A 14,248-nucleotide genomic window follows, 5' to 3' on the forward strand; every position below is an offset into this window, starting at 1 on the left:
ATTAATTTAATTGTTATCTATAAACTTAACATTTACGCTAACTTTAAATCCAGGCCTAAAGGAAGCATTCCATGAACATTTTTGACTTTCACGACTATAAACACTGCATCAACGAATGGATCGCAAGCCAGCCGCGCAACGGCCATGGACAACTTCGTCAGATGGCTTTGCATTTAAACGTGAACTCGGTGGTGATGAGTCAGATTTTTCGCGGTGACCGGGATTTAACTGCGGAGCAAGGTCTCGCTATTTCTTCTTTCATTGGCTTTACAGATTTAGAGCGCGATTACTTTATGTTGCTGATTCAAAAAAGCCGCGCTGGGAACAGGGATTTAGAAGCTTACTTTGATAAGCAGTTAGAGCAAATTCGCACGGCCGCTACTGCTTTAAAAAACCGTGTGAAACACCAAAAGTTCACCGACGAGGATAAAGCGACATTTTATTCCCAGTGGTATTTCAGTGCGGTTCGCCTGGGGGTATCTATTCCTCATCTCGATAGCGCCACTGCCGTTGCCCAGTATTTGAATTTAGACCGCGCCCTCGTCAGCAAGGTTATGGACTTTTTAAAAAGCCACGAATTGATCGTCGAAAAAAAGGGCCGTTTAGATATCGGCCCGCAGGTAACTCACGTGGGACACGACTCCCCGTTCGTCAATCGCCATCATTCCAATTGGCGTTTAAAGGGCCTGCAAGCGATGGAGAGTGCTTCGGAGAAAAATTTGTTTTACTCCGGTCCTATGGCATTATCCCAAGATGCGGCGAATGAAATCAGAAAAATTCTGGTGGAGACTGTCGAGAAGGCAACAAAAAAAGCTGCGCCTTCCGATTCGGAAGTTTTGCGCTGTTTGAACATCGATTGGTTCGAAGTGGGATCAAAAAAGTAAATCCCAATCGCAGACAAAATGGTAAATTTCATTTCCGCTGCAGTTCCGCAAGATGTCATAAAGTCAGCGCAATAGAAGACTCTCTTTGCCTGAAAAACATTTCTTTTCTGGTCGTTGCACATGTAAAGCACGGATGTGGCAAATAAATTTGCCACATATAATGGCAAAAACTCTTGCGTTGGCCCGCAGGTGCGACTATTCAATTCGCATGGATAAGTTGACTAAAGAAAATTCAAAACCATTTGCAAGGGTCGATTTCAGAATTTGGCTGCAGCAACAGTTTATGGCGCGTATTAAGCGCAATCCAAGATATTCTCTCCGGGCTTTTGCAAAGCTGCTGGATATGGATCCATCAAGTGTTTCTCAAATCTTTTCAGGTAAACGTAACGCTTCCACAAAAGTTATCACAAAGGCTTGTAATGTCTTGGGTGCCGGGATCAAACAGCAAGAATCTTTTATTTACAAATCTAAAGAGAAGTTTAAAAACTCAACTCATAAAAGTGACTCTGAAACAGATTATGAATTGATGGCTGAGGATGTGTTTTCGATCATCTCAGACTGGTACCACTTTGCATTGCTCGAATTAATTAATATTGATGGTTTCGATTCAAGACCATCATGGTGCGCACGAAGTCTGGGAATCTCAACTTTTGAGGCCCAATCAGCGATTGAGCGGATGGTTCGAGTTGGTCTTCTTAGGTACGAAGAAGATACTCTCGTTCGTACGGGTAAAGCTTTAACAAACTTTTCGCCGGGGATGACCTCTCCGGCACATAAAAACTTGCAACGTCAAATTATTGAAATGGCCCTGAAAGCGGTAGATGAGATTAAAAGTGAAGATAAAGATATCACCGCCATGACGATGGCGATTGATATTAAGAAACTTCCTGAGGCGAGAAAGAAAATCGCCAAGTTTCGACGCGAGCTCTGTGACTTCCTAGAAGATGGGGAGCAGACAAGAGTCTATCAAATGGCATTTCAACTTTACCCAGTATCAAAATAGTTAGGAGATGTTTATGAAAGTTCAAACAATCGGAAGAATACTCGGTCTTTTGCTTTCCTTAAATGCGCTTCCAGCAAATGCGGAAGTCATTCGTGGCACTGAAAGTGGTGGCGGCGGTCATGTTTTGGCCTGCTACACAGATAACACTCATAAAACTCTTGAATCGGTCGTTTTATATGATTTGTGGGAGCAAGCTCAGTTGAGCGATATGGTGTATTTGCAATTCAAGGACTTTGCTGCGGCTTATAGCTTTATTGATAAGCAGCTTGCCAAAATCGATGACTCGAGTTTTGCAAACTCTTGGTATTCACGCCATTTGGAAAGTGATTCGAATACGCTTTATCAAGAAGTTGTAAATGGCCAAAATGGCGATTCATCTAAGAACACTATTATCAGATTTATCGGCGATAGTTCTAATTTGAAAGTCATTCCGGACCTGGGGAGCTTCATAGAGCCAAATGATGATCGCTGTATAATTCAGGCAATGGGAAACTATAGATCTAATGGAATTCTATATATTTCCAAACCACTGTTTGAAAAGCTTTCGCCAACGAGCCAGGCTGCCTTTATCCTTCACGAGACTATTTACCGCTACAGAAGAAATTTTGGAGAAACTAATTCCGTATATACTCGTAGACTTACAGCTCAAACAATGGCGGGTACGGAGCTGATAAATGCTGATGGCGGCCTTTCTGAATATATCGTAAATAAAAAAGCCATAAAATGCTCGAGTACAGATAACTCTTATGTGTTTTATGCTTTTAAGCCAGCAGTTGATTCAAGTGGGATACAGCTTCAGTTTGAGCGCATACAGGGCTTTGATGTTCTCAATAAAACAACAGCCGCCCGCAATAGCACTAGCTACTTCTATAAAGACTTCTTTGGGGAGCCACATCAGTGCGCGGGAGAGTGCACACATCCCGAGGGCTTCGTGGTCACGAATTCATGGACGCCGGTGGATAAATTGCCGGAGTCCATCATGTTTCAACGGACTGTAAGTTCTGAAGGGAAGACAATTTGGGAAATTTACTCTTCCATTTCTGGGGCTTCTAAACGCATTCCTTTCAGTTGCCAAACGCTCTAGTATCACTAGTTAACTGAACTGATGTTGTTATAAAAGACGCTGAAAAATAGTCAGCGTCTTTTATAGATCACTCCCACCGCAGCTTTGCTGAATATCAATGACACTTGCTCGCGTATCCCTCTAGCAAAACTTCCATCGCGGAGACGTCGGCGCGTAAAGGGATCAGGCGCTTTCTTAATTCATCATACTCGCTTTGTTTTAATGAATCGTAACTGCGGCGGCTGGAAAACTTCCACGCTGGATGTTGAGTACACTGAGTGATATTTTTCTTTAAGGACTCGAGTTCTGCTTCGAAAAGATTCGAACACTGAGAAATCTCCTCGGTGGTGAGATCATTCAACTGCCCTAGCTCAGCCAGACACAGCATTTCAAGGCGTTTTAAAGCTGCGACATCGCTATCTTGATAGGCAGCTTGAGTCCGTTGCCATTTTACTGCGGCCCACTGTTGGTATTCCAAAGACTGCTCGACTAATTTATCGGGATGGAGCAAACGTACAAGTTTGTAATAAGTCGCACGTAAAACTGTGTCGGCATCCGATCGGCTTTCTTCCAAGGCTTCGTCACGTTCGTTGTCAGAAATGACTTTTTGCCAGAATTTTTTAAGATGCATCGGCATATTGTGCAGGTATCGTTGACGATAACCGGGGTCGGCACTTTTCCAGACTCTGCCTAATAGATGCCAGTCCCCGCACTTGATGGTGATTTGCAGGCTTTCTTTGAATAAACGATAGCCTGCGGTCGGATCTGCCAGATGCTGCTCTATTTTCCGGTTATCGATGTCGCTTAAATAATGATAAACCGAGCGCGCTGTGCGTTTTAGTCCGCTTAACGCGGAATCGTCCCTAAAAAATATTTCGGCAAAGTCGACGCGTTCGACAGAATCCATCGCGGGATTTTGAGTTCTCGGCAGTGCTTGTGTTGCGGATTCGTATCGCGATTTTCGCAAGTTATCGATGACGTACTTCCACATATCATCACCGCACTGATACTGGCCTTCCTCTTCTTTAAGCATCGCATAGGCTTGAGCCGGCGATACATTGGAGGTAGTTGCGACGTAATTCAGATGCACTTGAAAGGTGTTTAAAATCTTTTGGCGTCTTTCGAGCGTCTCGATTTCTTGCAATTCTTCTCGGAAAGTGAGTTTACGCCAATCGTGATACATCATCTGATCACACAATAGAAAATCGGAGTGATCTTTCTCTAGTTTGCGGATTTTTTTAATAAGTTGGCTCGAAGTCGAAAACAATTCAGTGCGGATTTTTTGATCATCCGCTTTTTGTAAATCATGCTGCATAAGGGACGAGCTTTTATCACGTCGGAGGATTACTCAGAATCAAAAACCGGTTTCTGCTAAATCAATCCGCAGTGAAAGCTTAAGACATAAGCAGTTTTTGTGAGTGAGACTTTATTGTGCTGAAGAACTGTGCGAATGGAGATGAAAAAACGTGCAACTAGGCGATTGAGGCAAGAGCGGCAGGGCCATGTTCGCGCAGGAGTTCTTGTTTCATTGGACGGTTGTCGGGCCAAACGAGCGTTGGATCTTTTTTAAGCACTTCGAAGGCAGCTTCGCGGGCTTGTTGCAAAAGCTCCATGTCGCGCACTAGATTGGCCATTTTAAATCCAGCTAAGCCTGATTGACGAGTTCCCATGAACTCCCCTGGCCCGCGCATTTCTAAATCGAATTCTGAAATTTTAAAGCCGTCGTTGGTTTTTTCCATGAATTCGGTGCGCTGCTTGCCTTCTTCGGAAACGGCATAGCCCATGATCAAAATACAGAAGGACTTGTGCTCTCCCCGGCCCACACGACCGCGGAGCTGATGGAGTTGTGACAAACCGAAACGCTCGGCATGTTCGATAATCATGATGTTGGCATTCGGAACGTCGACACCCACTTCGATCACGGTTGTGGAAACCAGAACCTGAATTTCGTGGCGACGGAATTGATCCATCACTTGATCTTTTTCATCTGGTTTCATTTTTCCGTGTAACAAGCCGAATTTCACCTTAGGAAATTGCGCTTTCAGTTTTTCAAACTCTTCCACGGCATTTTTCAGATCGATCTTTTCTGATTCCTCAACCAGTGGATAAACGAAATACGCCTGACGGCCTTTTTGCAATTGCTCAAGCATAAACTGTAGCGCTTGCGAGCGCTTATTTTCAAAGATCGCACGAGTTTGAATTGGACTGCGGCCCGGAGGCATCTCGTCGATGATGGAAACATCCAAGTCTCCATAGACGGTCATTGCCAATGTGCGCGGAATAGGTGTTGCTGTCATCACCAGGAAATGTGGCGAGTTTCCTTTTCTTTTTAAAATGCCCCGCTGTTCAACCCCGAAACGATGTTGTTCGTCGATGATGGCAAGGCCCAGGTTTTCAAACTCCACTTCGTCTTCGATCAAGGCGTGAGTTCCGATAATCAAATCGGTATCACCCGTTTTAAGGTCGAATAAAATCTGTTTTCGCTCGGAAGCTTTGGTTTTTCCGACTAACAATGAAAGACGAATCCCCAAAGGCTCCAAAACTTTTTTAGCATTTTTAAAATGTTGTTCGGCCAAAATCTCGGTCGGCGCCATCAGACAAGATTGGAAACCGCTTTCAGCGGCATACACTGCCGCCATAAAGCTTACCAAAGTTTTACCACTCCCCACATCCCCTTGAACCAGGCGATGCATCGGATGACCTGCTTCTAAATCAGCTTTGATTTCACCAAAGACGCGTTTTTGTGCGCCCGTTAATGGAAATGGCAATGACTTTTCCAAAGCGGAAACTTTCTTGCCATCGTTGTTAATCAAAGGTGCCGTTTCCTTCTGAAAACCAGCCTTTTTCGCAGCTAAGAAAAGTTCCAACCAAAAGAATTCTTCAAAAATCAAACGACGTTGAGCTGCACTTTTATATTCAACATACTCTTGCGCACGATCCGGCAAAGGATGATGGATTTCCATCAAAGCGTCTTTGCGGGATTTCAGATTATATTTTTCGCGCATCCATTTTGGCAGAGTCTCCTCGGGCCATTCTTCGATTTGCGCGAAAGCAGCACGCACGAGCTTCATGATTTTCGCTGTCGCTAACCCCTCGATTTCTGTGTACAGAGGAATCAAGGCATCTTGATTTTCTTCATCGCCTTCGATGTCACGAATATCGGGATGATGAAATTCCAAACGACCGCGGTACTCGGTCAATTTACCGACAACACGCACTTCGGAAAAAGGTTTAAAGCGTTCAAAGTAACCTTTGTAAGGCACACGAAAATATTTGCAGTGAATTTGTCCAGAGGCATCGCGAACGACGACATCGTACATTTTGCGAGTTGAACGTCCCATATTGACACTGTGGACAGCTTGCACTGTGGCCTTGATGCTGACAATGTCGTCCGGTTTGAGACTGGCAATGTTACGAGCGGCCCTTTGATCTTCGAAGGCTCGCGGGTAAAACTCAAAGAGGTCCCTTAAGGTTTTCAAGCCCTTGCGCGCGAAGAGGTCTCCCAGTTTGGGACCCACTCCTTTTAAGTACATAATTTGCGTATCTAGACGAAGGGCCATAGTTAGGCAGTATTGCGGATTTTATTTCTAAGTCAATGTATTCATGGCAGAATTTCCCTATGACCGATGCTCAATATTTCAGAATTCGCCTCAGTACTATCCGTCCTGATAAAGTCACCAGCTTTGACATCTTTTTGCAGGTGGACGGCAAGTACATCATGTACCTTCGCGCCGGAGATAAGCTCTCTGACGGCAAAATCGAGCGTCTGCATGCTCGTGACACAGGGGATTCATTCTTTGTGCGCACGGAAGACAAACAGACCTACCGTGACTGGGTTAAAGAAGAAATGAACTCTGACAAGCTGGATCCTTTTGCAAAAGCAAAAATCCTGCGCGAGTCGTCTGTTGCCCTGATGGAAGATCTTTTCGAGAATCCAGATGTGAACAAAGCCTTGGATGAGTCCCGCCCGATCATCACGGACTTCATCGATCTAATGGAAAATGCTCCGGAAGCCATGGGCTTTATGATCTCCCTTTCCGGTCATGACTTTTATACTTACAACCACTCCCTGGATGTCTCTATCTACTCCTTAGGTTTGGGTAAAGCCATGGGCTATAACCCCAAAGAATTGGAAGAGCTGGGTGTTGGCGCCCTTTTCCATGACATTGGTAAACGCAATGTAAGCCTTGATATTCTTTGCAAAAAAGGCGGACTGACGGATGCGGAATGGGAGCAAATGAAAATGCATCCCCAGTATGGTCTAGTCATCCTGAACAACCACCCCAATATCTCAGATGCCATTAAAGCAGCCTGCTTTGAGCACCATGAGTCCTGGTCTGGGAACGGATATCCCCAACAATTGATGGGTGACGAAATCCACCCGTTCGCTCGTATCGTGGCCATCACGGACACCTATGATGCCATGACAACTCAGCGCTCATATAATGTCCCACTTACGCCGATAGATGCAGTAACGATGATGAAAGAGAAATTGGCGGGTCGCTATGATCCCGACATGTTGAAAGCTCTTTACTCGGTACTCTTCAAAATTAAGGTTGCGTAGGACAATGAAAAACATTTTGCACTCTATCGTTTTAATCGCATTAATTCCTTTGATTGCTTTGGCTTTAGAGCCGACGAACCCACCGGGAATTTGTGACCGCTTTGTTGGCGAAAAAGACGCTGAACAGTGCCGCGAGAAGGTGCAAAAAAACGAAAACGTCGACTGGTACGCAGTCACGGTTTGCAACCTGCAAAAAGACGACTCTCAATTCTGGAAATGCTGGGATTCTATTCAAGGACAAAGCTACAACCCGCAAGCCCTTGAGAAATGTGGCGAAGAAAAAGAGCTTTCGGACACTCAACGTTTTGAGTGTGTGAGCACGGCCCGTAGCGATCGCAAACCAGCTTCGCAACAAGCGAATTTTCAGCCCCTGACGATCAAAAAGACTAAGTAAATACAGCTGTTTAAAACTTCAAAGCCCAGAGCCAAACTCTGGGCTTTTTTTTATTCTTAGAGTGGCTATTCAAGTGTCAAAATTTGTGACACTTCAGCAAGTTTTTCTTTAAAGGATTCTTCCTCTCCCAAGTCGCTGTTTCCTTTGGTAAAACTGCGAGTGATGAAAACGTGGGTTCTTCTTTTACAAACTGCTGCCATCTCTTTCGCCCTTTCGGGGTGTGGCTATGCCATGGAAGAAATGGGTTTGTTTAAGACCGGCGAAATCATTCTGAAAGCTCCGAAAGTAAACGAGTTCTCTGAATCCCTGATCGACTATTACGTCGTTAGCAAAACTTCGCTAAAAACTTGCATGGACTGCCACTCTTCCAAAGCTCCCATTTTGGATACGGAAGAGCGCGTGTACAATGTGCGCGATGATATCATGGCGACTGTTGAAGCGGGCGACATGCCTCCTCGTCGTAAAGGTTATGAGCCACTGACTGCGTGTGAACTTAAAATTCTTCAATCGTATTTCGATAACAAAACGAACAATCGCGCGGCTCAACGTGTGAAGGAAATCCCAGAGTGTAAGTCTGCGACAAAACCTACACCAGCTCCGACGGCAGAACCAACAGTGACGCCGTCGCCAACCGGCTCTCCACTGCCTCCGCCCCCTGGAGCACCACCGACTCCGCCGAAGCCACCGGGACCTCCGGGGCCACCACCAGGTCCTCCAGGCCCACCGCCTCCACCTCCGCCAGGTGGTTCGCCAACTCCGACTCCGCCACCGACGAATCCTCTTCCGCAACCGGATCTGGGTCAGCTGGAGTTGAGTTATAAAAATCTGCGCCTGGCTTTCTTTGATGCGAAATGCTTAAGCTGTCACAGTGAATTGGCAAAACGCCCTAAGGATCCTCGTTTGGATTCCATCGCTCATATCCTGGATGCGAAGGACGCTTTTGACAAACCGATCGTGGTTTCCGGTCAAGGTGCCGAGAGCTTCTTGTATAAAATCACAGTTCCGGGCCTTACTGATGGCATCATGCCTCCTCCGCGAGTGAACATGCAGTTGACTCCAGCGGAAGCGGACTATCTTAAACGTTGGATCGATGCAGGCATGCCGGAGTAAAGTCCGGCTTGTTTTTGTTCCTTCACACTTACCAGAATCTTGAAGTGCGGCTTTTCAAATAGCTCCTAAAATGGAGACATGACGAAGAAGCGTTTACCGTGGTGGATTTGGGTTTTGTGTTTTGCAATCTTCCAGATCAACACTCATCTCAGTTTAAATTATATCGCAACAACCGGGGCATCTTACTTTAACTTCCCGGTTGCGCTAGCCATTCCCATGACTCTGTGGTGGGGACCTGGCGTTTTAATTCCACTTTTTTTAAATGCGACGATCTGCGCGCCCTTGTGGGGAGTCACAAATCCGTTGTTCTATCCCCTGGCCGCGCTTCCTGAAACATTACACGTGGCTTTGTCCTGGATGCTGGTCAAAGAGCGCTTTAAAACAGATGGCTGGAGTCCTTCACCCAAGGGCATTTCCCTGTACGCCCTGTACGGAATCATCATCCCATCTGTTTTGCTATCGCTTGGCGTACAAGGAATACTGCTGGGTGCGGGTCAAATCAATCGCGATCAATTCATTTGGACGAGCATTCTAAATTTAATCGGTAACTTCATGAGTGGCGTGATTTTGTCACTGCCGCTTTTAATTTTGCTGACACCGTGGCTGGACAAAAAGCTTTTGTCAAAATTCGTTTCCACTGAAAATGTCGAAATGCGCTGGTTTCATCACTTGTCTCGTCGCGAAAAGCTGGTGATGGTTTCTTTGCTTGCGATCAGTTTGGGTATCAGCTTTAAACTTCCGATCTCCCAATCCTGGTATGCTTACGGCATCGTGGTTCTATTCTGTGCAAGTTGGTACGGTTTGAAAACTGCCATCTTTGTAAATACCTGGGTTTCATTTTTAGCTTTGGCCATGCCGATTCTAATGGGAAATCCCTGGCCCCAGGACTTTTCCGCGGTACAAACTCCCGCCACACTTTTAACTTTGTGCTTTTCAGCATTGATGGCCGGAGCCGCCGTTTCGGGATTAACAGACAAAATCGATCGTCTGCGCTATACCGAGCAGGAACTAAAATCTGCGAAAGAACAAGCCGAGGAAGCCTCTCGAGCGAAATCAGAATTCCTGGCTCGCATGAGTCATGAAATCCGCACGCCTTTAAATTCCGTCTTAGGGATGCTGGAACTTTTGAAAGAAACCAATCTTTCTAAAGACCAGGAACGCTATCTGACTTTGTTCAGCCATGCAGGTGAAAACCTAAAAGCCCTGATCAATGACCTTTTGGACTTTTCAAAAATCGAAGCCAAAGCCCTCTCGATTGAAAACATCACTTACAACCTGCACAGCACCGTGCGTTCGGTATTTGAAATACTGCAGATCAAAGCCGAAGAAAAGGGACTAAATTTTCAACTGCATATCGACGAAAAAGTTCCGCTTTATCAAAAAGGTGATCCCACTCGCCTGCGTCAGGTTTTATTTAATCTGATTGGCAATGCACTAAAGTTCACCGAAGAAGGTGAGGTCGACATTCGCGTGCTGATTGAAAATGAAAACACTGCCAAACCTGAACTCGTGCTAGAAATCCGTGACACCGGGATCGGTATTCCCCGAGAAAAACAAAGCAGTCTTTTCTCTCCGTTTTTTCAAGCAGAGGCGACCACAACTCGGCGCTATGGCGGCACAGGACTCGGGCTGGTCATTTCCAAAAATCTGGTGGAAATCATGGGCGGCACTCTGGAGCTTCGCAGTCTTGCGGGCCGCGGTACCACATTTAGAATTGTTCTGCCTCATCGACCTGAAGAAGTGAGTGCGACCGAAGTAAAACCAGCTCCAATTGTAAATTGGGCGGAGCAGTTTGCGGGAAGAACATTTTCGTTATTACTGGTGGATGACTCTCAAGACAACCGCCTGCTTTTGACCCACTATTTGAAAAATCAGCCATTTAAATTTACTGAAGCTGTAAATGGGAAAGAGGCAGTCGACAAATTTAAAGAGGGCAAATACGATCTGGTCTTTATGGACATGCAGATGCCGATTATGTCGGGCTATAAGGCCACAGAAATGATACGCCACTATGAACGAGAGAACCGCAAAGGGCACACGCCAATCGTGGCTCTTACGGCAACAGCGGTTCTTGAAGACCTCCAGCGCGCGATCGTCGCGGGTTGTGATATGTATATGGTGAAGCCCGTGAAGAAATCAGAAATCCTGACGACGCTTTCTCACATTCTGACGACGAAAGATCCTACCAATGTGGCGCCCAGCAGTCCGGATTCTGGTGCCGCTCCCAAAGAAAGACCTTCAGAGCCTCCGCCTTTGAATATTTGAACTTTCAAATCTCGGCGCACACGTTTCTTGTCTTGAAGCTCTTCGTAGAAAGACTTTTCTTCGTCGAGACTGGGAAATTCGCAGAGAATTCTAAAATCGGAATCAATCGGTCGCAGGTATTCAATCACACCTTTTGCGATCACGATATTTTCCGTGTCGATTTTATAGTGTTTCAATCCCGCCAAAACCAAAGCATAAGCACTCATCACGCCCGTCGCATAAAGACTGCCACCGAAAGCGGTGCCTTTGTGATTTAAGTTTTTCTGCAGGTCTACTTTTAAAACGGCACGATGGGAATTTAAGGTTTCCACCGTAATTCCCAAATGCTCGTAAAGCTTGATATTGTCAGAGAGGATTTGAATCAGATCTTGAGTGTTTATTTCCACTGTTCATAGCCTCCGGCAAAATTCACACTTTGACGGAAACCTGATTCACGAAGGGCATAAGTCACGGCACCGGAACGCACGCCATGGTTGCTGATCACCATCACAATTTTGTCTTTGGTGATGCCTTTGGATTCTAATTTTTTCTCGATATCTTTTTTAACGGAATTGTCTTCGTTGAAGAACTCTTTCCATTCCAGTTGCACAACGGGTGCTTTGACGTTTTTATATTTCGTCAAATTATTGATCCCGTACTCTGCCGATGCACGTACATCCAGGATAACGACCTTACTTTTCGCATCATTGAAGTTCATTCCAAACAAAGAACTGACTGGCAGATCCATGGTCTTTTTATGTTTCTTTTTACCCGTCATTTTTAACGGAGAAAGCTGGTGAGTCGCATAGGCTTTGAAATTACGAGCATCGATGAACAAAGACTCATCCACCACAGGTTTCCAGATGGATTTATTTTTAACCAAAGGCTCGTCCCCTTTAGGATTTGTCGCACGAGCCACCGTATGAAGAGCGGTGTGAACGTTCTTAACGCCCAGAACATTCAAAGTCCAAGCGATACGCCCCTCTTCACCATTCCCTAAAGAACCTTTACCCAAAATCACAACTTTGGCATCAGGATCAATACCAATCAAAGAAAGTCTGCGCGCAATCGCAAACAAATCATCCTGCAAAACCCCACGGGAATTCGGATCCTGAGAAGAAAAATCCTCCCAGCGAACATTAATCGCCCCCGGAACATGAGAAAGATTGAACTCAAACGGCGCCCTGACATCAAGAATGACAGGACTACCTTCCATAAGCTTCTCGGGAGCACCCACCACACCCTGTTCAGATGTGATTTTTGTAGGTTTCGTTTGGCAGGCAACAAAGGCTAGAAGAATTAACAAAGCGCCAAGAATATTTCTCATAAGTACTCCCAAAAAAAGACTCACTTCAGGTGGTCATCAAGGTACCAGATGCACTGAAGGCCGCAGGCGTTCAGCGGCGCAGCCCACGCGCAAGGAGGAAGGCGTACTCCTCGTACGCCGACGACGAAGCAACGCCGTCAGCTGGTGCCTTGAGGGCCGCCTCCACTATTCTACTTAGTTATCCTCATGGTAGGAAAGAAGATAATATCTCTGATCGAAGGACGATCTGTAAGGATCATCACGATACGCTCAATTCCGAGACCCACACCACCTGTTGGTGGCATACCGGCATCGATAGCCAACAAGAAATCTTCATCCATTGGATGCGCTTCTTCGTCGTTACCACGGTTGGCTTCTTGTTCTTTCAAACGTGCCAATTGATCTTCTGGATCGTTCAACTCAGAGTATGAGTTGCCGATTTCCATGCAAGCTGCGAAGGGCTCAAAACGCTCTACCAGACGATCATCACCGCGGTGAATTTTCGTCAATGGAGAGATTTCTTTCGGATGATCCATAACAAATGTTGGCTGGAACAAGTGTTGCTCTGCAGTTAGCTCGAACAACTCCATGATCATTTCGCCGCGTTTACCTGGAGCATCCAAGTCACCGCCCATTTTGTTAACCGCATCGAACAACTCTTGGTCCGTTGCCTTATCTGGATCGATCTTCGCGTATTCACGAACACCGTCGTGAACCGTCAAACGTCTCCAAGGAGGCGTGAAATCGATTTCTTTACCTTGGTAAGAAACCTTCATGCTGCCCGTGATTTTCAAAGCCAATTGGGAAACAAGTTCCTCGAATTGATTCATTTGATAGTTGTAGTCCGTGTACGCTTCGTAGAACTCAAGCAAAGAGAACTCAGGATTGTGAGTTCTGTCGATACCTTCGTTACGGAAGTTTTTAGAGATTTCGTAAACTTTCTCGAAGCCGCCCACCAAAAGACGTTTCAAGTAAAGCTCTGGCGAAATTCTCATGTACAACTTCATATCCAAAGCTTTGTGGTGAGTTGTGAACGGAGTCGCCGCGGCACCACCATAGATTGGCTGAAGTGTTGGAGTTTCCACTTCCATAAAACCGCGAGAATCCAAGAATCTGCGGATTTCAGAGATAATTTTAGAACGAGTTTCGAAAACTTTACGAGAATCGGCATCCGTCATCAGATCCAAATGTCTGTGACGGTATTTGATTTCGATATCTTGCACGCCATGGAATTTCTCTGGCAATGGTTCGATAGACTTCGTCAAAATTTCGAAATGCTTTAGGTAAATGGAGAATTCGCCTTTTTGCGATTTGAAAACGTAACCTTCAACACCGACGATGTCGCCCAGGTCCACAAGTTCAAATGCGGCTTTTTCTTTTTCTGCCAATTCTTCGGTTTTTACGTAAACCTGAACTGTTCCAGACTGATCTTGCACGTTAAAGAAGCAAGCCTTACCCATCGCACGCAAAGTCATCAATCGACCTGCAATACGGTAAACTGATTCAGGCTTCTTCTCGCCCGCCTGCAATCCCGCTGCGTGTTTTTCAACGATCTCAGCGATCGCTGTCTTATTCTCGAAAGAATAAGGATAAGGATTAATGCCCTTCTCGCGAAGGGCGTGCAATTTTTTACGTTTCTCCGCGCGCAGCGGATTTTCTTGAATCGACATAGTTACCAGA

12 protein-coding genes are annotated in these 14,248 nt (G+C 45.7%); 7 read left to right on the forward strand and 5 right to left on the reverse strand.

The features are described 5' to 3' along the window. Positions 1 to 71 precede the first annotated feature (71 nt). The 3 genes from DOM22_RS12300 to DOM22_RS12310 all read left to right on the forward strand — a co-directional run bounded on the left by DOM22_RS12300 (position 72) and on the right by DOM22_RS12310 (position 2,971). A complete protein-coding gene (locus DOM22_RS12300; protein ID WP_142700660.1) occupies positions 72 to 884 on the forward strand; it encodes a DUF4423 domain-containing protein in 813 nt (270 codons plus the stop codon). A gap of 85 nt (positions 885 to 969) precedes the next feature. Further along, entirely contained in the window at positions 970 to 1,887 is a 918-nt protein-coding gene (locus tag DOM22_RS12305; RefSeq protein WP_142700661.1) for a TIGR02147 family protein, read from the forward strand. Between the two features lie 13 nt (positions 1,888 to 1,900). Then, positions 1,901 to 2,971: a hypothetical protein gene (locus tag DOM22_RS12310; protein ID WP_142700662.1), complete on the forward strand. Its 1,071-nt coding sequence runs from the start codon at positions 1,901 to 1,903 to the stop codon at positions 2,969 to 2,971. Positions 2,972 to 3,065: 94 nt separating this feature from the next. Here DOM22_RS12310 and DOM22_RS12315 read toward each other — a convergent pair whose 3' ends face one another. Continuing rightward, positions 3,066 to 4,265: a hypothetical protein gene (locus DOM22_RS12315; protein WP_142700663.1), complete on the reverse strand. Its 1,200-nt coding sequence runs from the start codon at positions 4,263 to 4,265 to the stop codon at positions 3,066 to 3,068. Between the two features lie 157 nt (positions 4,266 to 4,422). Continuing rightward, the gene (gene recG / locus DOM22_RS12320; RefSeq protein ID WP_142700664.1) at positions 4,423 to 6,510 is read right to left on the reverse strand and encodes an ATP-dependent DNA helicase RecG; all 2,088 of its coding nucleotides are present in this window, start codon (positions 6,508 to 6,510) and stop codon (positions 4,423 to 4,425) included. Between the two features lie 59 nt (positions 6,511 to 6,569). Between recG and DOM22_RS12325 the strand changes: the two genes are divergently transcribed. The 4 genes from DOM22_RS12325 to DOM22_RS12340 all read left to right on the forward strand — a co-directional run bounded on the left by DOM22_RS12325 (position 6,570) and on the right by DOM22_RS12340 (position 11,283). Beyond that, positions 6,570 to 7,514 carry an HD-GYP domain-containing protein gene (locus DOM22_RS12325; protein WP_142700665.1) on the forward strand — a complete coding sequence of 315 codons (945 nt, stop codon included), beginning with the start codon at positions 6,570 to 6,572 and terminating at the stop codon, positions 7,512 to 7,514. Between the two features lie 4 nt (positions 7,515 to 7,518). Further along, the gene (locus tag DOM22_RS12330; protein WP_142700666.1) at positions 7,519 to 7,908 is read left to right on the forward strand and encodes a hypothetical protein; all 390 of its coding nucleotides are present in this window, start codon (positions 7,519 to 7,521) and stop codon (positions 7,906 to 7,908) included. Positions 7,909 to 8,070: 162 nt separating this feature from the next. Continuing rightward, a complete protein-coding gene (locus DOM22_RS12335) occupies positions 8,071 to 9,018 on the forward strand; it encodes a c-type cytochrome domain-containing protein (RefSeq protein WP_142700667.1) in 948 nt (315 codons plus the stop codon). A 78-nt stretch (positions 9,019 to 9,096) separates the two neighbouring features. Continuing rightward, the gene (locus DOM22_RS12340; protein ID WP_142700668.1) at positions 9,097 to 11,283 is read left to right on the forward strand and encodes an ATP-binding protein; all 2,187 of its coding nucleotides are present in this window, start codon (positions 9,097 to 9,099) and stop codon (positions 11,281 to 11,283) included. Here the strand turns inward: DOM22_RS12340 and DOM22_RS12345 are convergent. The 3 genes from DOM22_RS12345 to lysS all read right to left on the reverse strand — a co-directional run bounded on the left by DOM22_RS12345 (position 11,178) and on the right by lysS (position 14,238). After that, a complete protein-coding gene (locus tag DOM22_RS12345; protein ID WP_142700669.1) occupies positions 11,178 to 11,669 on the reverse strand; it encodes a YiiD C-terminal domain-containing protein in 492 nt (163 codons plus the stop codon). The two genes, DOM22_RS12340 and DOM22_RS12345, sit on opposite strands and share 106 nt — an antisense overlap. After that, entirely contained in the window at positions 11,660 to 12,589 is a 930-nt protein-coding gene (locus tag DOM22_RS12350; RefSeq protein ID WP_142700670.1) for a sulfurtransferase, read from the reverse strand. Before DOM22_RS12350 ends, DOM22_RS12345 begins: the two co-directional genes overlap by 10 nt. Before the next feature lie 170 nt (positions 12,590 to 12,759). Further along, positions 12,760 to 14,238, reverse strand: coding sequence for a lysine--tRNA ligase (gene lysS / locus DOM22_RS12355; RefSeq protein WP_142700671.1), 1,479 nt, complete (start codon positions 14,236 to 14,238; stop codon positions 12,760 to 12,762). Positions 14,239 to 14,248 lie beyond the last annotated feature (10 nt).

This window comes from Bdellovibrio sp. ZAP7 (assembly GCF_006874645.1).
Lineage (GTDB): Bacteria > Bdellovibrionota > Bdellovibrionia > Bdellovibrionales > Bdellovibrionaceae > Bdellovibrio.